Genomic DNA, 20,727 nt, shown 5'->3' on the forward strand with positions numbered 1-20,727 from the left:
TCCACCCTGCTTGATCCCCTCCCGACGCGACGGGCCTGCGGCGCCGGGCTGGTTGGCCCAGTTTCCGGCGGCCCTGCGCCAGGTGGCCCTGGTGCGGCTGGTGGCCTCGATCGGGGCCGGAGGGGTGCTGTATCTCACCCCGATCGTGTTCCACCAGGAGGCCTTCAGCGCCCAGGCCGTCACCCAGGGGCTGGCCCTGGCGGCCCTGGCGGGCACGCTGGGACGCTTTGCCAGTGGGGCCCTGCTGGATCGGGGCCTGGCCTGCTCGATCCCGGTGCTGCTGGCCTCCGTGGCGGCCGTGCTGGGCGACCTGCGGCTGGTGGGCACGGCCAGCTTCGGGGGGTATGTGCAGGGCCAGCTGCTGCTGGGCATCGCGGCCGGGCTCTACTGGCCGGCGGTGGAGCTGGCGGTGCCGCTCGGCAGTCACGCCGGCCCGTCGCCAATCCCTTCGGCCCGGGGCTACGCCCTGGCACGCAGTGCCGACGCGGCGGGCATCGCCACCGGGGCCCTGCTGGGGGCGCTGCTGGCGGCGGCCGGACAGCTGCGGGGGATCTACCTGATCGATATCAGCTGCGTCGTCGCGGTGGCGTGCCTGCTGCTGCGCCGGCCCCTGCTGCGGCCCCAACGCCACGACGACGGGATGGCGGCCAAGGCCGCCTGGGGCGACTGGCTGCCGCCGCTGCTGCCGGTGCTGGCGATCAGCCTGCTGGCCACCTCGCTGCCGGCCCTGATGCAGAGCGCCCTGCCCCTGGATCTGGTGCGCGGCGGCCTGGAACGGGCGGCCATGCCGGAAAGCCTGGGGGCGCTGCTGATCGGCCTGCAGCTGGGCCTGCTGGTGCTGATCCAGTGGCCGGTGGGTCAGGCCCTCGCCCGCCGGCCCGTGGCCCACGGGCTGGGGCTCGCCCTGGCCTGCTTTGCGGCGGGCACGGTGCTGCTGGCCTTTTCCGCCCTCACCCGCCAGGGGCTGTGGCTGGTGCTCCTGGCCCAGCTGCCCCTCGCCCTGGGAGAAGCCGCCTTCCTGCCGATCGCCACCGAAGCGGTGATCGAGCTCAGCCCGCGGGAGCATCAGGGGCTGGCCATGGCCCTGTTCTCCCAGTGCTTTGCCCTCAGCGCCCTGGGGGCGCCGCTGCTGGCGGGACTGGCCCTGGATGCCCAGCAGCATGCCGGCGGCTTCTGGATCCTGGTGACCCTGCTCTGCCTGGCGGGGCTCAACCTGGTGAAACGGCTCAAGCCGAGGCCGGTGGCTCCGGGGGAGTAGCGCCATCCTGGGCGGCCTGCCTGGCCACCCAGGCCTCATGGGGCAGGGGCTCGGTGCCGTATTCCCAGTCGTCGTAGTCGGGGTCGTTGCGGATTTTCTGATGCAGCTCCTTCTGGACCTCAAAGTCGTGGGGGTGGGACTCGGGCTGGGGGGCCGTCATGGCTGGACCGGGTTTTGTTGCCATTCTGGGGCATCCACGCGGGGGGCTTCCGGCGCCAACTCCGAGCGGAGAGAGCGGCGCACCAACCGCACCCGGATGCCGTTGCGGGAGCGCAGGGTGAGTCGCGCCACCAGCTCCGGTTCGTGCTCCGGATCCGGCAACACCTCAAAGCGACGCACCAGCTCGGCCAGCACCAGCAGCGCCTCCTGCTGGGCAAAAGCCGCCCCCGGGCATTTGCGTGGCCCCAGCCCATAGGGCAGGAAGGCGTCGCGAGCCCAGCGGCGATCGTCAGGGCTGTTGGCTTCGCCAGGCGTGTCCGTCAAGAAGCGCTCGGGCCGGAACGCATTGGGTTCACTCCAGTGCTGGTCATGGCGCTGAATCACCCAGGGCGAGAGGGTCACCAAGGCCCGCATCGGGCAGCGGCTGCCCGCCAGCTCCGTGTCGACCTGGGACTCCCGAATGAAGAAGCTCACCGGCGGATAGAGCCGCAGCGTCTCGTTGAACACGGCGGCGCCGTAACTGAGCTGGCGCAGATCCTCGAAGCCCAGGGGCCGATCCGGCGCGCCGGCCCGGGAGCCCAGCACCTGCAGCACCTCAGCGCGCAGGCGCTGTTGCACCTCCGGAAACCGGCCCAGCAGATACACCGCCATGCCGAGGGCACTGGCGGAGGTCTCATGGCCCGCCAGAAACAGAAAGCACACCTGATCCACCAGCCCGTCACGGCTGAAGCCCTCCCCCGTGTCGGGGTCGCGGGCGGCGATCAAAGCATCCAGCAGATCGGTGGGAGAGGGGGTGTCGTTGGGAGTGGCGTTCTGGCCGGCGGGGGCAGTGAGGCGCCTGTCGATCGCGGCGGCGATCCAGGCGCGGATCGGCGTGGCATGGGTGGCCAGATACGCCTGCAGGCGCTGTCGCGGCAGCCGCAGGAAGCGCAGCATCAGGGCCCGACCCGCCCGCTTCTGATAGCGGGCAAAGGCCGCGAAGATCGCCTCAGCCTCCTCACCCTCCAACGGCCGCGACAGGATCGTGCGCACGATCACATCGGCCGTCACCAAGGTCATCTCGGCGTCGGCGTCGATGGGGCCTTCATCCACCTGGGCCTCCAGCCGGACCAGGCTGGCCGCCACGGCCCCCTCCATCTGGGGGTACACCCGCTGCAGCTGGGCCACCTGGAAGGCCTGATCCACCAGGCGCCGCTGCTGGGCCCACTCCGCGCCATTCACCGAGAAGATTGCCCGGCCGATCAGCGGCTCCAGGATCCAGAGGGTGTAGGGGTGCTTGGGAAAATCCTCCACCGCGCTCACCATCACCTGGCGCACCGCCGTGGGCTCATTCACCAGCAGCAGGTTGAGGCCCATGAACCGCAGGGCCCCCACCGGGATGCGGAAATCCCATTCATTCAGCAGGCCAAACCAGGAATACAGACCCCGGCGAATGCGGCGCAGAAAATTGGGGGTGTAGGGCTCCGGATGGGGATAGATCGGTTCATCACTCATGGCGCCAGCAAAGCCTCGATTAGGTCGAAACCACCGCTGCGCGCCGGATCGGCGGTGCGCAGGTATTCGAAATGCAGATCAAATTGGTGGCTGAGCAAGGCCCCCAAGCTGGTGAGCCCCTGGCGCTGGGCCAGGGGCATCAGTTGCAGCTCCGGGTAGGCCCCGGCGCCAGCGCGGGGCACGCCGCAGCTTTGGTACGGGTCCACCGCCGCGAAGCAGAGGTAGTCGTCGCGGGAGGTGATGTCCCGCCAGGGCAGGCGCGGCTCCTGGGCCAGCAGGGCCAGATCGGCATGGAAGGCCTGGGCCTTGCCATGCACCGCCAGGTTGGCCAGGTTCTGACCCAGGCTGAGCAGCTGCAGCCGCCCCGACAACGTCTGGTCGGCGCCCTGGCGGCGCAGCGCCGCGGCCAGCATCGCCATCACAAAGGAGCCGCTGCTGTGGCCCATCAGCCACACCTGGCCCGCCGGATCGGCCGCCTCCAGCTCCAGGATCCGCGCCGCCAACTCCGCCACCCGTTGGCGCAGATCGCCGTCGCGGGCCTGGCCCAGCCGATGGGTGAAACGAATCGAGCGGAACAGCCACACCACGCCGAGGGCCTCCGCCAAGCGCCAGGCCTGCCAACCGCCGAGACCCACCAAAGCCAGCTGCAGGATCCACACCAGCGGGTCAGGCACCGCCAACAGGCCGCCCAGCAGCCCTAGCCCAGCGCAGAGCAAGGCCAGCAGCAGCAACGCCGTGCCGACGTACAGCGTGGGATACAGCCCACAGAGCGCCACCCGGGGAGACCAGCGCCGCATGGTGCGATAACCACCTCCAAACAGGTACCAGGCGTAGATCCCAACCCCGTCGCGGAGCAGCACCAGCGGATTCCTCGGCCAGTGGGCCCGCGCGATGTCATCCCAATGGAGAAAACAGAAGTCGAGATCAGCGCCCCCCAGCTCACGCACCTGCCAGCGGCTGATCAGTCGATCCACCTGCTGGCCGCGGCGATGGCTCACCTGCAGCCTGCGGCCACTGCGCCGCTTCAGCTGCCGCACCTGCTCGGCGAAGAGGCGGTAATAAAAACTGGCCCCGCGGGGATCGAAGCCGCTGAGGAAGTACACCCGCCGTCGCGGGCACATCTGGTCAACAATGGCCGTATCGCCTGGAACGCCGTGGTCGCGACCCGCCTGCTGCAACGACGCAGTCTCCCGATCACGGTTGGCTTCCTGGCAACCCTACAGGCGTTGCCCTTGCTGGCCGCCAGCCCCGCTTCCCGGGTGACCCTCTCCGGTCAACAGGGCCAGTACACCGCCTCGGTCATGGTGCCGGTTTCAGCCCCCAAGGCCTGGGCCGTGCTCACCAACTACGAATCCATGGCCGGCGTGATGCCCGACATCCAACAGGCCAGGGTGGTGAGCCGCAGCGGCCGCAACCTCGAACTGGCCCAGACCTACAAAGCCCCCTACACCTTTGGCCTGAGCATCAAGGCGCGCCTGCAGGTGCAGGAAACGCCCCCCAGCAAAATGAGCTATGCCCTGATCAGTGGCGACCGCATCAAGCAGCTCCAGGGCAGCTGGACGATCACCCCGGTGAAGGGCGGTGTGCTGGTGAAGCACCAGATCCAGGTGGTGCCCCAGATCCCCGGCTTCCTGCTGGGCACGTATTACAACCTCACCGAAACCAACCTGCGCCAATCGATGCAAATCCTGGCCCAGCAGATGGTCAAGGGCTGAGCGGCCGCACGCCGCGGCCCTCCACCCGATAGTGCACCCCGCGCCACTCCACCCGCCGGGCCAGGGCCGCCCGCAGGGTGGCCAGGCCATAGACCCATTGGGCCAGGGGCAGCCAACGCAGCAGCCGCCTGGCCTCGGCCAGCCCCGGCCGGGGTAAGCCCTCTGCCAGGGGCCTCAGGGCCCGGGAGGCCACCGCCTCGATCAGCACCAGCAGGGCCACGCAGCCCAGTTCGTAAGCCAACGTCGCCGCCAACAGCACCCCAGCGGCGGCCAGCTGGCCCTGCAGCAGGGCCGCCAGCAGGGCCGCCAGCGCAACCAACAGCAGCAGCCAGGTGCCCAGCCCATGCAGGGCCACCAGGGGCCAGGCCGGATGGTGGAGCCGCGCGGTGAGCAGCTGACGGCTGATCCAACGGCGCAGCGGCCGCAGGGCGATGCCATCCTCCCGGTCGAGGGCAATCAACTCTGGCCGGAATTCGTAGCGCCAGCCGCTGCGGGCCAGGGGGGCCGGCAGGGCCGTGTCTTCGCACAGGCTGGTGGAGAGCACATCGCGCCAGCCCGTGGGCTCGATCAACTGGCGCCGCACCGCCAGGGAGCCCCCCCAGGGAATCCCCAGCAGGGTCATCAGCACCAGGGCGCCGCCGTTCCAGATGGCGCGCACCATCCCGGCCGGGCTGCCCTGGGCGGGGGCATACCAACGGTTGCCGGACACGGCCCCTACGCCAGCCTGGGCGCAACCCGCCGCCAGGGCCTCGAGCCAACCGGGAGCCACCACCGCATCGGCATCCACCAACGCCACCAGCTCCGTGGCCCCGTGCAGCGCGCCGAAGGCCTGACGCAGCGACGCACTTTTGAGCGATCCCGCCTCCGGCATGCCAGCCAGGGGGATCAACCGGGCGCCCTGCCAGCGGGCCAGCCCCCCCTTCTCCAACCGGGCAATCTGCTGTTCCGCCAGGGGCCAGGCCGGATCCTGCCGGGAATCCACCACGACCAGCAACCGCCAGGGGCCCGGATAGGTCTGGGCGGCCAGGGCCGCCAGGGCCTCAGCCAGGCTTGGATCGGCGCCCCGCAGGCACAGCACCACCTCCGCCGGCGGTGCCGGCAGGGCCAGCTGGGGACGGCGGGCCAGGCGACGGCACACCACCAGGGCAAACGCCAAGGTGAGCAACAGTTGCAAGCCCAGGGTGGCCAGCAGGGCAGCAGCCAGCCCCAAGGAGGCAGCGGTGAAGCCGCTCAAAGCGAGGTCACACCGGTGATCAGGCTGCGGGCATAGGGGCCAATCAGGGCCTCGAAGCCCGGGCAGCGCACGCCCCGGGCCGCCAGGAGCTCTACCGTGGCTCGGCAGCTCGGTCGCGCCCGCACCCCGGCCTGGTTGAGCTCGGGGTAGGTGAGCTGTTCGTCGCCCCAACGCCGCACGAAGAAGGTGCGGATGCCGTAGAGGGGATTGGCGGGATCGCCGGCGATCGCCTCCAGCCACCGCTCCATCGACACCAGCTCCAGCGGCGCCCCGCGCTCGATCAGGTTGCCGAGCAGATCGGCCAGCAGCATCGGTTCGGGATGTTGCAGGTGAACGTTGCGTCCCACCGCCTCCGGCATCCAGGCCAGGGCCGTGACCGCATCGGCCACGTAATCCACCGGCACCAGATCGAGCTCCCAGGGCAGATCCGGAGCCATGCCCAGGGCCAGGCAGCCCCGCAGCAGCCGGTGCAGCAGGTCGTCCTGGTGCCAGGCACCGGTTTGGGAGTGACCGCCGATCAGGGGCGGGCGGTACACCGTCACCGGCAGGCCGGCGGCGGCGGCGGCCAGCACCCGCCGCTCACTCACCCATTTGGTTTGGGAGTAGCCCACATGGATGCCGCGCCACTCGGCCACGTCGTCGCTCTCGAGCACCTCCCGGTTGCGGTAGGCCGCGGCCTCGAAGGCCGCCACGCTGGAGATCAGCTGCACGGGCACCGGGCCACCGGCGGCGGGGTGGACCGCCAGGTCAAGCATGGTCTGGGTGCCGCCCACGTTGGCGGCCTCCAGCTGGCTGTAGGGGGCCATCTGGCTGAGTTGGGCCCCGTTGTGCAGGATCCCGCCCAGGCCCTGGGCCAATCCGGCCAAGGCCGACTCCGAGAGGCCGAAGCGGGGCTGGGCCAGGTCCCCGGGCACCGCCACCAATCGGTTGCTCCAGCTGTCCTGCCAGAGGCCGTAGTGGTCGAGGTTGGCCTGGATCCGGGCCACACCCTGGGCGGGGTCGCTGGCCCGCACCAGGCAGCGCACCTGCAGCCGCTCCCAGCGCTGCAACTGGCCGGCCAGCAGGTAGGCCCCCAGGAAGCCGGAGGCACCGGTGAGCAGAATCGCCGCCCCAGGGGGGGATTCTGCAGAAGGAGCTGCGTCCGGCAGGCTCCAGTGGGGCGCCAACTGCGCTTCCCGGCCCAGGTCCAGCACCCGCTCCGCCCCAGCCTTGGGATCCACCAGGGCCTCCAGCAACACGGCGGCCAGGGCTTCGATCGTGGGATCACCGGCCAGGGATTCCAGCTCCAGCTTCACCCCCAGGTCGCGCTGGATGCCGGCCGCCAGCTCCACCGCCATCAGCGAATCCAGGCCGATGTGGAAGAGGGAGTCGCCGGGATCCAGGCTGCGGGCATCCTCCAGGCCCATCACGGTGGCCAGGCGTTGCTGCAGCAGCTCCACCACCAGGGCCAGGCGCTGGTCGTCGTCGACCTGGGCGAGCTGCTGGCGCAGGGCCTCCCCCTCGGCCCCCTCGTCGGCGGTGGCGGCCGCCTTGAGCAAGGGCTGCAGCACGGCCGACTGGCGGCTGCCGAGCTGGGCCGCCAGCTTGGGCCAGTCGTTATGCAGCACGGCCACGCATCCCGGTCGCCCCCGCTCCAGCAGCAGGGCCAGGGCCTCCAAAGCCTGGGCGGGAGGCAGCAAGCCCACCCCCAAAGCCGCGAATCGGCGCTCCAGACCCTCCGCCATCCCGGCACCGCCCCAGGGACCCCACTGCAGCGAGAGCAGCGGCCAGGCCGAGTGGGTGGTGGATGCGGCCAAGCCATCGAGGGCCCCATTGGCCATGGCGTAGCTGGTCTGCCCCGGCGAGCCGAGCAGAGCGGCCATCGAAGAGAAGGCCACCCCAAACTCCGGCCGGCAGTCAGCCAGGCGGCAGGCCTGCTCCAACCGCTGCCAGCCGCCCCATTTGGGGGCGATCACCGCGGCCTGCCGGGCCGGAGTCTGCCCCTCCAACAGGCCGTCATCCAGCAGGCCCCCCCCATGGAACACCCCCACCAGGGGCTTGCCCCGCAGGGCCGCAGCCAGCTGCTCCGGCGGATCGGCCGCCAGATCGAAAGCCAGGGACTCACAGTCGACGCCCTGGCTCTGGAGCTGCTGAACGAGCTGGGGATCGGGCCGCCGGCCCAGCAGCACCAACGAGCGGGCCCCCTGAGTTGCCAACCAGAGACTCAGCTGCTGACCGATGCCGCCAAAGGCACCGGTCACCAGATAGGTGGCCTCTGGGCGGATCGTCCAGGCTGCCGGCCGCTCCGGCTGGGTGATCACCACCTTGCCCACATGCCGGGCCTGGGCCATCAGCCGGAAGGCCTCCACGCTGCGCTCGATCGGAAACGCCTGCAACGGGATCGGCGCGTAGTGACCGGCCTCGAGGTCGGTCAGCAGCTCCACCAGCAGGCCCCGCACCAGGGAGGGGTCAGCCGCGGCCACCTCCAGCAGGTCGAAGGGCAGGTAGGCGGCATCGGGCCGACGCTGGGCCGCCTCCTCCCGACTCCAGATCTCGATCTTGCCCAGCTCCACAAAGCGGCCGCCGTCGGCCAGGGCGGCAAAACTTGCCTCCACCCAGTCGCCCTTGAGGCTGTTGAGCACCACATCCACGCCGCGGCCGCCGGTGGCGGCCCGCACCTGCTCACTGAAGGCGAGGCTGCGGGAGTCGAACACCGCTTCCACCCCCTGCTCCAGCAGGGCCGCCTGTTTGGCCGCACTGGCCGTGGCGAGCACCCGAGCGCCGCAGCGGCGAGCCACCTGCAGGGCGGCCTGGCCGACCCCACCGGCGGCCGCATGGATCAGCACGGTCTCGCCCGGGCGCAACTGGGCGAGGGTCTGGAGGCCGTAGATCGCTGTGAGGAAGGCCGTGCTGACGCTGGCCCCCAGGGCCGGATCGAGGGCCGCGGGCAGGGGGACGCACAGGGCGGCACGGCACACCACGTGGCTGGCCAGGCTGCCCACCGCCAGGGCCGCCAGCAGCCGCTGGCCCACCAGGGCTGGATCCACTCCGGGGCCGACCGCCACCACCCGGCCCACGCATTCGCCGCCGTAGGGCAGGCGGGCCTCGGCGTCCATGCCGAGCTCCCGGCTGTAGCCCGCCAGCAGCCCCAGGGCATTCAAGACATCGCGGAAATTGAGGCCCGTGGCCTCCACCGCCAGTTCCAACTCGCCAGGCCCCGGAGAGCGTCGCTGCAGGGGAAGGGCCCGCAGGGTTTCCAGGCTGCCGAGGGCACCGCTCTCCAGGCGGAAGGGGGCGTCGGCCAGGGGCTGGAGGCGCTGCACCCAGGCCCGACCATCCCGCCAGGCCAGCAAGGGCTCCCGCTCCCCGAGGGCGAGCAGGCCCGGCCAGTCCGCCGCGGCCGGAGGGGTGCCATCGGCCAGGTGCAACACGGTCCAGCCCAGGGCGGGCTGCTCCAGGGCGGCCGAGCGGGCAAAGGCCGCCATGCCAGCCGCCAGGGGGCCACCCCCCTGCAGCACCAGCCACACTGGTCGGGCCGGTGCCCCGGCCAGCTGCTGGGCCCAACCGAGCAGCTCCGCCGCCAGATCCTCCAGGGCCAGGGCAGGCCCAGTGAGATCGGGCCAGAGCAGCAGGGGCTCCGGCCCCGGGGGGATAGGCGCGCCGCCCGTGAAACAGAGCGGTTCCCCGCCGGACTGGGGCAGGGGCTCGAGCGCCGGAGCCTCTTGCCAGTCGGTTTCCAGCAGCCAGTCCTGGGGGCCAGGGTCGGGCTCCGCCTCCGGCAGGGGGAAGAGCCAGTCGAGGGCCTGGCGCGGCAGACGCCGCAGCCGGAATCCCCGGATCCAGCCCAAGGGGGTGGTGCCGTCGTGGAGCACCAGGTTGGCCAGGACAAAGGCCGGCTCCTGGCTGGGCTGGAGCTGCACCTGGCAGTGCAGACGATCGGGCAGGGGCAAGGCCTTCAGCCACAGCTCCTCCAGTCCCACCGGCAGCAGAAGCTGCCCCTCCCGCGCCGCGGGATCCAACAACACGGCCACGGCCTGAAAACAGCTGTCCAGCAGGCCCCGGTCCTGGCCCCCCTCCGGACGCTCCAGCTCCGCCCAGGCTTGGCCATCGGCCAGCTGCAGCTGCCGCAGGCCCCGGTAGGTGGGGCCATAATTCAGACCAACTTGTGCCAGGGCCCCATAGAACCCTGCCAGTTGCACCGACGTCGACGACGCCGGGGGCTGGGTCAGGGGGAAGGGCGGCTCTGCCGATGGGGCCCCCTCCAGGGCCACCTCCCCATGACGCTGCCAAGGGGAGGTCTCCGGCCCATCCGGGCGGCTGTGGAAGGTGAGGCCATCGGCCCGCCGGTGACACTGCAGCCGCACGGTGGTGCCGTCGCCGGCCAGCTTCAGCGGTTGATCGAGGCGCATCGACCCCAGCCGCAGAGGCTGCCCGGCCTGCTCCAGCAACGCCAGCGCCGCCGTGAGGAAGCCCGCAGCGGGGAACACCACTTGGCCGCGAATGCGGTGATCGCCCAGATCCGTGCCTTGCTGGCCCAACAGGGCCTGATACACCTCCACATCCCCAGGAAGATCCAGCCGGCTGAAGGAGCCGGCGGCGGCGGACAGGCCACGGGAGGGCGCCGCCGCAACCGGCCGCAGGGCCGCACTGGCCGGGCCGGTGAGACCGAGATGGTGGAGCCAGGAGCTGGCCGGAGCCGAGGCTTCGCCCTCCCGGTTCCACCAATAACGCTGCCGTTCAAAGGGGTAGCCGGGCAAGCTGACTCGCCGGAAGGGGTAGGGGCGGTGGAACCCCGCCCAGTCAACGGCGAAGCCACTGCGCCAGAGGCCGCCGAGGCTGGCGTAGATCACCTCCCAATCGGACTGCCCAGGCACCAGGGAAGGCCAGTAACTGAAGGCGGGCTCCTGGACGCACTGACGGGCCATGCCGATCAGGGTGGGGCGGGCCCCAATCTCCAAAAACACCTGGGCCCCCTGGGACACGAGGGTGGCCACCCCCTCCGCAAAGCGCACCGGGCTGAGCACCTGATCGCACCAGTAGTCGGGCTGGGCCACCTCGGCCCCAGCCAGCAAACCGGTGAGGTTGCTCACCAGCGGCTTGCTGGGCGGCGCAAAGGCCAGCTGCCGTAATTCGCGCTCGAAGGCTTCCAACATCGGAGCCATCGCCTCGGTGTGAAAGGCATGGGACACCGCCAGCTGGCGGGCGTGGAGTCCGGCCGCTTCCGCCTCAGCCAGCAGTTGCCGCAGGGCGGCGCTCGGGCCAGCCACCACGGTGTTGGCAGGGCCGTTGTACGCCGCCACACGCATCGCGGGATGGCGAGCCATCAGCGCTTGCACCCGCTCCAAGGGAGCCAGCAGCGCCACCATGCCGCCCGAGGGCGGTAAGGCCTGCATCAAACGCCCACGGGCCGCCACCAGGCGACAGGCGTCTTCCAAGGAGAACACCCCGGCCAAGTGGGCAGCCAGCACCTCCCCAATGCTGTGGCCCATCAACAGATCGGGGCGCACACCCCAGCTCTGCCAGAGCTGGCTGAGGGCGTAGCCCACCGCAAACAGAGCCGGCTGGGCAGCCCCTGTCTGATTCAAGAGGGCTGCGGCCTGGGCCTCATGGCCCGCCTGGGGCACCACCAGGTCGCGCAGCGGCGTCTCCAGCTGGGGATCGAGCAGGACGGCCACCCGCTCAAAAGCATCCCGGAACGTGGGGTGCTCCAGCAGCTCCCGCCCCATGCCGAGGGCCTGGGACCCCTGGCCGGTGAAGAGCCAGGCCAGCTTGCCGGGCCGCCGCGATGCGGTGGCGCGCGTCACACCATCGGGGAGGGGACTCCGCCCACTGGCCAGGGCCTGAAGCTGGCTCAGCAACTGGGCGTGGTCGTGGGCCAGGCACACCGAGCGGTGCCGGAAGCCGGTGCGACCCAGGTTGGCGGAGGCGGCCAGATCGGCGAGCTTGAGGGAGGGTTTGGCCTGCAACTGCCTGGCCAGATCCCGCGCCATGCAGGCCAGGGCCTCGGGTGTGCGGGCCGACAGCGTGAGCAGCTGCAGGGGCATGCGCGCGCCGAACCGCATCGGGGCCGGCTGCTGGGGGGCATCGGCCAGCACCACATGGGCATTGGTGCCGCCAAACCCAAAGGAACTCACCCCCACCACCGGCGCCCGGTCCGGATGGGGGAAGGGCTCGAGGGTGGTCTGCACCTGCAGCTTGAGGCCGGCGAAGTCGATCGAGGGATTGGGACGCCGGCAGTGGAGGCTGGGGGGGAGTTGCCGCTTGGCCACACACAGGGCGGCCTTGATCAGGCCGGTAATGCCGGCGGCAGTTTCCGAGTGGCCCAGGTTGGTCTTCACCGAACCCACCCGACAGGCCTCCCCCTCGGGCCTGCCCTCCCCCAGCACCGTTCCCAGGGCCCGCAGTTCAATCGGGTCCCCCTGGCGGGTGCCCGTGCCATGGGCCTCCACGTACTGGGTCGCGGCCGGGTCAATGCCTGCCCGGGCAAAGGCCTCCCGCACACAGGCGATCTGGGCCCTCACATTGGGGGCCACCATGCCGTTGCTGCGGCCATCGGAATTGACGGCCGAGCCGTGGATCACCGCGTAGATCGGATCGCCCGCCGCCACGGCCGCGGCCAGGGGCTTGAGCATCACCACTCCGGCCCCCTCCGAACGCACGTAACCATCGGCGCTGGCGTCAAAGCTCTTGCAGCGCCCATCCGGTGCCAACAGGCCGGCCTTGCAGAAGCTCATCTGGATGCCCGGATGAATCAGGGCCTGCACGCCCCCGGCCAGGGCGGCCTCGGATTCCCCCCGCCAGAGGCTCTCGCAAGCCAGATGCACCGCCACCAGGGAAGAGGAGCAGGCCGTATCCACCGTGAAGCTGGGCCCCTTGAAATCGAAGAAATAGGAGAGCCGGTTGGCGGCGATACAGCCGGTGTTTCCCGGCAGCACAAAGGGCTCGTTATCGGGAGTGGCGTAGCGCTCCCGCGAAGCCCAGAGCAGGGAGCTGTAGTCAGCGCTGGAGATCCCCATGAACACCCCGACGGCCTTGCCGCGCACCTGCTCCAGGGGCTGACCCCCATCCTCCAGAGCCCGCCAGGCCACCTCCAGCAACAGCCGTTGCTGGGGATCCATGCACACCGCCTCTCGGGGCGTGATGCCGAAAAAGGCCGCATCAAACAGGTCGATGCCCTCCACGAAGCCCCCCTGGCGAACGTGCTGGGTGAGGGGATGGACAGGATCGGGGTTGTAATGGAGGTCGAGGTCCCAGCGATCGGAGGGCACCTCCCGGATCGCGTCGCGCCCGTCCCGCAGAAATTCCCAGAAGCTTTCCGGGCCCTCGATCCCTCCAGGGAGCCGACAGCCGATCCCCACAATGGCAATCGGTTCGGGCATCGGGGCGTTCAGACCAGTCCCATCCTCTCCTAAGGGCTCAAGCGGGAGAGAATCCCAGTGGGGTTCGCCGACAGACGATGCTGCTGATACCGCTGGCGTAAGGCGCAATAGCCCTCAGGGTCAGCCAGCCATTGGCGCACCAGTGCTGCCAGCTCCTCCGGCCGTCGGATCGAGGACTCCAATCCCCGGGCGCGGAAATAACGCGGTGCCAACAATTCCTGGGGCATGGTGGTGCCGTAGTGGTTGAACACCAGGGGGCAGGCCATAAACAGAGCCTCGGTGGCGGTGCGCGCTCCCGGACGACTCACCAGGGCCCAGGCCCGCTGATAGAGAGCAGCCATCGCCGCCGGATCCTGGTAGCCCAACGCCTGCACCGCCAGCTCCGGGTGCCGCCCGGCCCACGCCTGCAGCTGCTCCCGCACCGCAGGGCGACGACCACACAAGGCCACCACCGCCACCTGACCGGCAAAGGGCAACAACTGCTCCAGCAGCGGGATGTGGTTGTTGGCCCCGTTGGAGCCCGTCCCAAGCACGAGAAGGGGTAGGCCCGCCACGGCCTCCGGAGCGGGGCCGGCGTCGTGATACGCCGGGTAGAGAAGGGGGCCCAGGCCCTCCACCGGCACGCCCGGCCGGCGCTGCCGCACCTCCCGCACCACCTCCTCGGTGAGGGCCCAGAACAGATCGGTGCGGCGACTGAGCCAGTTGCGGCTGAAGCCGAAGCCACCGTCGAGTTCGGTGCAGCAGGTGATGCAGCGCAGCTGGGGACCCAACACCCGCTTGGCCAGATCGAAATGGCCCCGGTTGGTGTGGGGATGGGTGGAGATCAGCACGTCCGGCCGGAAGTTCTGGAGTTCCCGGATCAGGTAGCGGCGCCCAAAGAGCACGGTGCCAGGCTTGATCAGATCTTCCAGTTCCATGGCACGCCAGTAGAGCTGGTGCAGCCAGGGCCGGCGACGCTGGATCCAGTTGTAGAGCTCCACTCCGCCGCGGTAGGTGCTGCTCGAGTGCTCGAGCACCTGATCCACCCGCACCTCCGCATCCGGGCGCACCCGGGCTAACCACTGCTGGATCGCTTCGGCTGCCGCGTCGTGGGCCGTGCCGCCGCTGGAGGTGTAAATCAGAACGCGCATCGGGATCAGACCGGCGAGGGCGCGCGGGCCAGGGCGGCGGCCTGGCGCAACCCCGTGAGGAGAAGCAACCAGCCCGCCAGGCCCATGGCCATGGCCATCGGTCGTCCGGGGCCCACCCCCAACCCATCCAGCAGCCAGCGCGGCCAGAGCGGCCAGCTGAGGGCAGGGCGCAGAAAGCCATCCACGAGGGCTGCGAGCCCAACAAAACCCAGCAGCCGCGCACACCACTCCAGGCTCAGGCGCTGGGCAAAACGCCGCGGCTGGTCGAGGGCGCTCACCTGCTGCTGCCAGAGGCACTGCAGGGCCGCCAAGCTGATGGGAATGCCGGCGGTGAACACCAGAATCCCCAGCCACCAGATGGGCTGCCACCGCTCAAAAACCACCAGGCCGGCGCCAATCAACACCCAACCCTGGACCAGCACGGCGGCCCGCAGCCACGGCAGCGGCCGCACCGGGCGCCGCCAAAGCCACAGCCCCATCCCAAGCCCGTAGCCGATCCCGCCCACGAGCAAGGCCATGCCCAACCGGTCCGGCCCCATGCCGGCCAGCAGCCAGGCTGGGAAGAGCACCTCACAGCCGGCATACACAAACGCCAGCGCCATCCCAATCCAGCCCAGCGGAGCCAGGGTTGGCTCCCGCAGGAGCTGGACAACCTGACGCCGGAAGCTCGCCGGTTTGGCACCTGCGAGTGCCAGCCCACCGGCGCCGGCAGGGGCCAGGGCGGACGGGGGCCAGGGTGCCAACGCCACACACAGAAAGGCCCACAGAAAACTGAAGCCATCGAGCCACAGCACCCCGGGCAGGCCAGCCTCTGCTGCCAGCCAAGCCCCCAGGAACGGAGCCACGCTGAGCACCAGCCCATCAGAGCTGGCAAATAGACCAGTCGCGCGGGTCTGGGCCGGCCCCTCGGGCACCAGGGTGGTGATCAACGAGGAAAAACACAGCACAAGAGCCGCTTCCGCCGCCGCCGAGATGGCCAGCAGGGTCAGCAGGATGGCAACAGGCACCCGGGAGCCATCCCGCAACAGCAACAGGGCCAGGCCGACGGTGACGCTCCCCCCGATGGCGTTGGCCACCAGCATGGTGCGGCGGCGCGGCCAACGAGCCAAACGCTGGCCCAACAGCGGCAGGATGGCCAGGCGGGCCAGCTGAACCACCACCGCCACGGCGGCGAAATCCACCACCCGCCATTGCTGCTGAAACAGCCACAACCCCATGCCATACAGGCTGGCCTGGGTGCCCAAGTTCGACACCAGCTGGCCCAGCCACAGCAGGGAGAAAGGCCGCCTCACACGTTGAACAGGAACTCCATCACATCCCCCTCAGCCACCACGTACTCCTTGCCCTCGGCCCGCAGCCAGCCCTTGGTGCGGGCCTCGGCCAGGGAGCCGGCCTCCAGCAGCTGCTGGGTGCCGATGGTCTGGGCGCGGATGAAGCCGCGCTCGAAATCGGTGTGGATCACGCCGGCGGCCTGGGGGGCGGTCATGCCGGCCTTGATCGTCCAGGCGCGGGTTTCCTTCTCGCCGGTGGTGAAGTAGGTGCGCAGGCCCAGCAGGGCGTAGGTGGCGCGGATCAGGCTCTGCAGGCCGCCCTCTTCCACCCCCAGACCGGCCAGGAACTCGGCGCGGTCTTCCTCGGGCAGCTCGATCAGTTCGGCCTCCACCTGGGCCGAGATGCGCACGGTGCCGGCACCCTCCTGCTCCGCCAGGGCCGCCACCTCGTCGCAGTAGGCATTGCCGCTGGCCAGATCGTCTTCGCTCACGTTGGTGGCGTAGATGATCGGTTTGGCGGTGAGCAGCCCCAGGGGCTTCACCATCGCCGCTTCCTCCTCGCTGAGGTCCACCGAGCGGGCCGCACCGCCCTGCTCCAGCACCGCCTGGATGCGCTCGAGGGCGGCGTCTTCCACCTGGGCCTCCTTGCTGGTGCGCACCTGCTTCTTGAGGCGCTCGCGGCGCTTCTCCACCTGGGAGAGATCGGCCAGCCCCAGCTCCAGGTTGATCACCTCGGCATCGCGGGCCGGGCCCACCGAGCCGCTCACGTGAATCACATCATCGTTCTCGAAGCAGCGCACCACGTGCACGATGGCGTCCACTTCGCGGATGTTGGCCAGAAACTTGTTGCCCAGGCCCTCGCCCTGGCTGGCGCCCTTCACCAGGCCAGCGATATCCACAAACTCCACCTTGGTGGGGATGATCTCCTTGCTGCCGCTCAGATCCGAGAGCAGCTGCAGGCGGGGATCCGGCACGGACACGATGCCCGAGTTGGGCTCGATCGTGCAGAACGGGTAGTTGGCGGCTTCGGCCTGGGCATTGGCCACCAAGGCGTTGAACAGGGTCGACTTGCCCACGTTGGGCAGCCCGACGATTCCGGCTTTGAGCATGGCTGGAATCTACGGGCCGCAGGTGGAACCACCCACCAGCGAAACTGGGTGTCTCTGCCCTTCAGGCCGATTCCCACCCTCACCCCCCCAACGGCGGTGCCCAGCCAGTCCGTGGTTCCAGGCCCCTCCACCAGCACCCGCCCGGGCCCGCGCCGCCCTTGGCGGCGACGGCGCCTTTGGGCTGCTGCTGCCGCTGGACTGGTGCTCGTGGCCGGCCTGGGCCTGGCGCAGCGCCAGCGCAGCAGTGGCCGGGCCGATCTCACCCCTTACACCGTTGTGGCAGTGTCCGGTGACCTGCCCGGCGTGGTGAGTGCCAGCGGCGAGCTGGAGGCCGAAAAGCGGGTGAATGTGAGCCCGAAGCGCCAGGGGGTGATCGACGAGCTCTACGTGGAGGAGGGCGACCCGGTGCGCCGCGGCCAGGCCCTGGCCCGCATGGATCGCGGCGACCTCGATGACCGTCTCGCCGAGCTTCAGGCCCAGCTCACCTCTGCCCAGGCCCAACTGGCCCGCAGCCGCAGCGAGATGGAGCGCAACCAACGCCTCTACCGCCAGGCCGCCATCAGCCTGAGCGACTACAACACGGTGCGCAGCACCTTCCTGGTGGATCAGGCCGCCGTACGGGCCGCCAAGATGAGGCTGGAAGCGCGCCAGGTGGAACAGTCCGACCTGGTGGTGCGTGCACCGTTCGACGGGGTGGTGACCCAGCGCTTCGCCGATCCCGGCGCCTTTGTGACCCCCACCACCACCGCCTCCGCCACCGCCGGTGCCACCAGCTCCTCGATCGTGGAGTTAGCCCAGGGCCTCGAGGTGGTGGCCAAGGTGCCCGAAAGCGACATCGGCCGGGTGCGCCTGGGCCAGAGCGCCACGGTGCGCGCCGATGCCTTTCCCGACCAACGCTTCGAGGCGCGGGTCAAACGCGTTACCCCCCGGGCGGTGAAGATCAACAACGTCACCTCCTTCGACGTGGTGCTGCGCCTGGTGGGCGACACCCCCCAGCTGCGCATCGGCATGACCGCCGATGTGGGCTTCCAGACGGGCCAGGTGCAGGCCGACACCCTGGTGCCCACCGTGGCCATCGTCACCGAAGACGGGCGGCCGGGGGTCCTGCTGGTGGGCAAGAAAAACCAGCCCACCTTCCAACCGGTGGAACTCGGCATCAGCAGCGGCAAAGACACCCAGATCCTCTCGGGCCTCAAGAGCGGCACCCGGGTGTTCATCGACCTGCCGCCCTGGGCCCAGAAACGCAAATAACTCAGGCGGCCAGAAACGTGCGGGCCGCCTCCACAATCCGCCCGGATGCCTGGCCATCGCCGAAGGGGTTGTGGGCCCGGGCCATGGTCGCGTAAGCCTCCGGATCATCCAGCAGGCGACTGGCCTCCGCCACGATGTCGGCACTGTCGGTGCCGATCAGCCGCGCGGTGCCCGCCTCCACCGCCTCGGGCCGCTCGGTGGTGCGGCGCAGCACCAGCACCGGCTTGCCCAGGGACGGCGCCTCCTCCTGAAGGCCGCCGGAATCACTCAGCACCAGGGTGGAGCCACGCATCGCCGCCACCAGCTGGTCGTAGTCGAGGGGCTCCACCAGGAAGGCGCGGGGGTGATCCCCCAGCAGCGCCTGCAGCGGTTCGCGCACCGTGGGATTGCGGTGCAGGGGCAGGAGCAGGGCCGTGTCGGGATAGCGGTCGAGCAGCTCGCGGAAACCACGGCCGATGTCCTGTAGCCGCTCACCCCAGTTCTCGCGGCGATGCACCGTGGCCAGAATCACGCGCTGCGTCTCAAAATCCAGGCCCGGCAGCACGTAGGGCGGCGCCTGCTCCGCCATGAGCAGCAGGGCATCGATCACCGTGTTGCCCGTGGTGAGCACCGTTCCCACCACCCCGGAAGCCCGGCAGTTGGCAGCCGACAGGGGCGTGGGGGCGAAGTGGAGCTGGGTGAGCTGGGAAATCAAACGCCGGTTGGCCTCCTCCGGGAAGGGATCGAGCAGGTTGTCGGTGCGCAGCCCCGCCTCCACATGGCCCACCGGGATCTGCTCGTAGAACGCCGCCAGGGCTGAGGCGAAGGCCGTGGTGGTATCCCCCTGCACGAGCACCAGATCGGGCCGGTGGGTGGTGAACTCTTCCTTGAGGCCCTGCAGGGCCCCGCAGGTGATGTGGGTGAGGGTTTGCTTGGGAGCCATCAGGGCCAGGTCGTGGTCGGCCACTAGGCCGAACAGGCCCATCACCTGGGTCACCATCTCCCGGTGCTGGCCCGTGAGCACCACCCGGGTGCGGAAATCCTCGGCCTGCTGGAACGCTCGGATCACCGGCGCCAGCTTGATGGCCTCCGGACGGGTGCCCAGCACGAGCGTGACAAGGGGCTTGGACACCGGGGCGCTGCAGACAGCCGGATCCTACGAACGTTGGCCGGCGGGGATGGCGGGGCTGACAGGAACGTCCGCAGCGGCGAAGCTGGAGCCATTCCGGTGGCCGCCGATGACGACCTCGCCCTTTCCCCCCTCCCCCTTCCCCCCTTCCCCTTTCCCGCCGGCAGCCCCTCCTGAAGCCCCGGCCGCCGCACCGGATGCACCCGCACCGGCCCCCGAGGCGCCGAGCAGCGGTGGTGGCCTGCGGCTCGACAACGGCAGCCAGCCCGACAGCCTCGAGGGCATCGTGCGCATCGCCAATGAGAAGGGCTATTCCGACGTCCACCTGGGGGTGGGGGAGGAGCCCCGCTACCGGGCCCGGGGCGAAATGGCCGGCACCGGTTGGCCCGTGACCGATGCGGCCACCTTCAACGCCTGGATGCGGGAGATGCTCAGCCCCGCTGAAATCGACGCCTTCCAGCGCGACAAGGAATACGACGGATCCCACGCCTTCCCGTTCGTGCGGGTGCGGATCAACCTGATGGATTCGCTGCGGGGGCCGGCGATGGTGCTGCGGCTGATCCCCCAGAAGATCGCCACCCTCGAAGATCTGAACTTGCCGTCGGTGCTCAAGGAGCTCTGCGCCCGACCCAAGGGCATGGTCCTGATCACCGGGCCCACCGGCTCCGGCAAGAGCACCACGCTCGCGGCGATGATCGACTGGATCAACCGCAACATGAGCCGCCACATCCTCACCATCGAGGATCCGGTGGAATTCGTGCACGAGAGCCGGCAGTCACTGATCCGCCACCGGGAGGTGGGACAGCACACCAAGGTGTTCCACAACGCCCTCCGGGCGGCCCTGCGGGAAGACCCGGACGTGATCCTGATCGGTGAGATCCGCGACCAGGAAACCCTGGCCACCGCCATTGAGGCTTCCCAGACCGGTCACCTGGTGTTCGGCACCCTGCACACCAACTCCGCCGTCAAGACGGTGGAACGGGTGCTCGGCATGTACCCCCCCAGCGAGCAGGACAGCGTCCGGAGGGCCGTGTCGGAATCCCTGCTGGGCGTGATTGCCCAGGGTCTGCTGAAAACCACCGACGGCAAACGGGCCGCCTACCACGACATCCTGATCAACACCGACGCCTGCAAGGACTACATCCAGCGCGGCGAACTCGACGAGATCGAGGAGATCATGAAGCGCAGCGCCTTTGACGGCATGCAGACCTCCAACCAGGCCCTGCTGCACCTGGTGGAAGAGAAGCGGGTCACTCCGGAAGACGCCCTGGCCCAGAGCCTCAAGCCCAACGAGCTCGCCCAGGCCCTGCGGGGCCGCACCTGAATCAGGGGCGGCGAGGGCCCTGGTTGGCGATCAGTGGCTCGCCAGCCGGGCCACCAGCAGCACCGACAGCCCCACCGAGAGCCCGAGCATGGCCAGCCGGCCATTCCAGATCTCGGCCTGGGGGGTGAAGCCGCGGCGCCAGGCGTTCAGCTCGGTGCCACTGACCAACTCGGAACCGGCGTCAGCGTCAACGCCGGATTCCAAGCGGATGTCAGGTTCCCGCTCGAGGGTCGAACACTCCTGATCCTGCCGGACTTCGCGCTCACCGTTGAGGGGGGCCATGGCGCCACACCGATCCCGCAGGAGCACCAGCCTA

Annotated in this window: 14 protein-coding genes; 4 read left to right on the forward strand and 10 right to left on the reverse strand. The window is 69.9% G+C overall.

What is annotated here, in order from left to right; all coding sequences use genetic code 11:
* The first annotated feature begins 10 nt into the window (after positions 1–10).
* A complete protein-coding gene (locus H6G16_RS03890) occupies positions 11–1,258 on the forward strand; it encodes an MFS transporter (protein WP_242036156.1) in 1,248 nt (415 codons plus the stop codon).
* Here the strand turns inward: H6G16_RS03890 and H6G16_RS03895 are convergent.
* From H6G16_RS03895 to H6G16_RS03905, 3 genes are read right to left on the reverse strand one after another with little or no spacing between them, the layout of a single operon-like run.
* Positions 1,227–1,418, reverse strand: a complete 192-nt coding sequence (locus tag H6G16_RS03895) for a hypothetical protein (RefSeq protein ID WP_242036157.1) — start codon at positions 1,416–1,418, stop codon at positions 1,227–1,229. The genes H6G16_RS03890 and H6G16_RS03895 overlap by 32 nt on opposite strands.
* Positions 1,415–2,911 (reverse strand): cytochrome P450, encoded by a 1,497-nt coding sequence (locus tag H6G16_RS03900; RefSeq protein ID WP_190389010.1) that lies wholly within the window; start codon positions 2,909–2,911, stop codon positions 1,415–1,417. Before H6G16_RS03900 ends, H6G16_RS03895 begins: the two co-directional genes overlap by 4 nt.
* Positions 2,908–4,032 (reverse strand): hypothetical protein, encoded by a 1,125-nt coding sequence (locus H6G16_RS03905; RefSeq protein ID WP_190389011.1) that lies wholly within the window; start codon positions 4,030–4,032, stop codon positions 2,908–2,910. Before H6G16_RS03905 ends, H6G16_RS03900 begins: the two co-directional genes overlap by 4 nt.
* A 33-nt stretch (positions 4,033–4,065) precedes the next feature.
* Between H6G16_RS03905 and H6G16_RS03910 the strand changes: the two genes are divergently transcribed.
* Complete coding sequence (locus H6G16_RS03910) at positions 4,066–4,626, forward strand: SRPBCC family protein (RefSeq protein ID WP_190389012.1); 561 nt, start codon at positions 4,066–4,068, stop codon at positions 4,624–4,626.
* On the opposite strand, the gene H6G16_RS03915 is transcribed toward H6G16_RS03910, so the two are convergent.
* From H6G16_RS03915 to ychF, 5 genes are read right to left on the reverse strand one after another with little or no spacing between them, the layout of a single operon-like run.
* On the reverse strand, positions 4,616–5,860 hold the full coding sequence (locus H6G16_RS03915; RefSeq protein ID WP_190389013.1) for a glycosyltransferase family 2 protein: 1,245 nt from the start codon (positions 5,858–5,860) through the stop codon (positions 4,616–4,618). The genes H6G16_RS03910 and H6G16_RS03915 overlap by 11 nt on opposite strands.
* Complete coding sequence (locus H6G16_RS03920) at positions 5,857–13,218, reverse strand: type I polyketide synthase (RefSeq protein WP_190389014.1); 7,362 nt, start codon at positions 13,216–13,218, stop codon at positions 5,857–5,859. Before H6G16_RS03920 ends, H6G16_RS03915 begins: the two co-directional genes overlap by 4 nt.
* A gap of 29 nt (positions 13,219–13,247) precedes the next feature.
* Positions 13,248–14,348 (reverse strand): hypothetical protein, encoded by a 1,101-nt coding sequence (locus tag H6G16_RS03925; RefSeq protein WP_190389015.1) that lies wholly within the window; start codon positions 14,346–14,348, stop codon positions 13,248–13,250.
* A 5-nt stretch (positions 14,349–14,353) separates the two neighbouring features.
* A complete protein-coding gene (locus H6G16_RS03930; protein WP_190389016.1) occupies positions 14,354–15,640 on the reverse strand; it encodes an MFS transporter in 1,287 nt (428 codons plus the stop codon).
* Positions 15,637–16,728, reverse strand: a complete 1,092-nt coding sequence (ychF, locus tag H6G16_RS03935; RefSeq protein ID WP_190389017.1) for a redox-regulated ATPase YchF — start codon at positions 16,726–16,728, stop codon at positions 15,637–15,639. Before ychF ends, H6G16_RS03930 begins: the two co-directional genes overlap by 4 nt.
* A 48-nt stretch (positions 16,729–16,776) precedes the next feature.
* Between ychF and H6G16_RS03940 the strand changes: the two genes are divergently transcribed.
* On the forward strand, positions 16,777–17,979 hold the full coding sequence (locus H6G16_RS03940) for an efflux RND transporter periplasmic adaptor subunit (protein ID WP_347238783.1): 1,203 nt from the start codon (positions 16,777–16,779) through the stop codon (positions 17,977–17,979).
* A 1-nt stretch (position 17,980) separates the two neighbouring features.
* Here the strand turns inward: H6G16_RS03940 and wecB are convergent, their stop codons facing one another.
* A complete protein-coding gene (wecB, locus tag H6G16_RS03945) occupies positions 17,981–19,090 on the reverse strand; it encodes a UDP-N-acetylglucosamine 2-epimerase (non-hydrolyzing) (RefSeq protein ID WP_190389018.1) in 1,110 nt (369 codons plus the stop codon).
* Positions 19,091–19,196: 106 nt separating this feature from the next.
* Between wecB and H6G16_RS03950 the strand changes: the two genes are divergently transcribed.
* Entirely contained in the window at positions 19,197–20,411 is a 1,215-nt protein-coding gene (locus tag H6G16_RS03950; RefSeq protein ID WP_190389019.1) for a type IV pilus twitching motility protein PilT, read from the forward strand.
* 30 nt (positions 20,412–20,441) lie between these two features.
* On the opposite strand, the gene H6G16_RS03955 is transcribed toward H6G16_RS03950, so the two are convergent.
* Positions 20,442–20,621: a high light inducible protein gene (locus H6G16_RS03955; protein WP_190389257.1), complete on the reverse strand. Its 180-nt coding sequence runs from the start codon at positions 20,619–20,621 to the stop codon at positions 20,442–20,444.
* Positions 20,622–20,727 lie beyond the last annotated feature (106 nt).

Origin of the sequence: Cyanobium sp. FACHB-13342, assembly GCF_014697415.1 — a bacterium.
Lineage (GTDB): Bacteria > Cyanobacteriota > Cyanobacteriia > PCC-6307 > Cyanobiaceae > Cyanobium_A.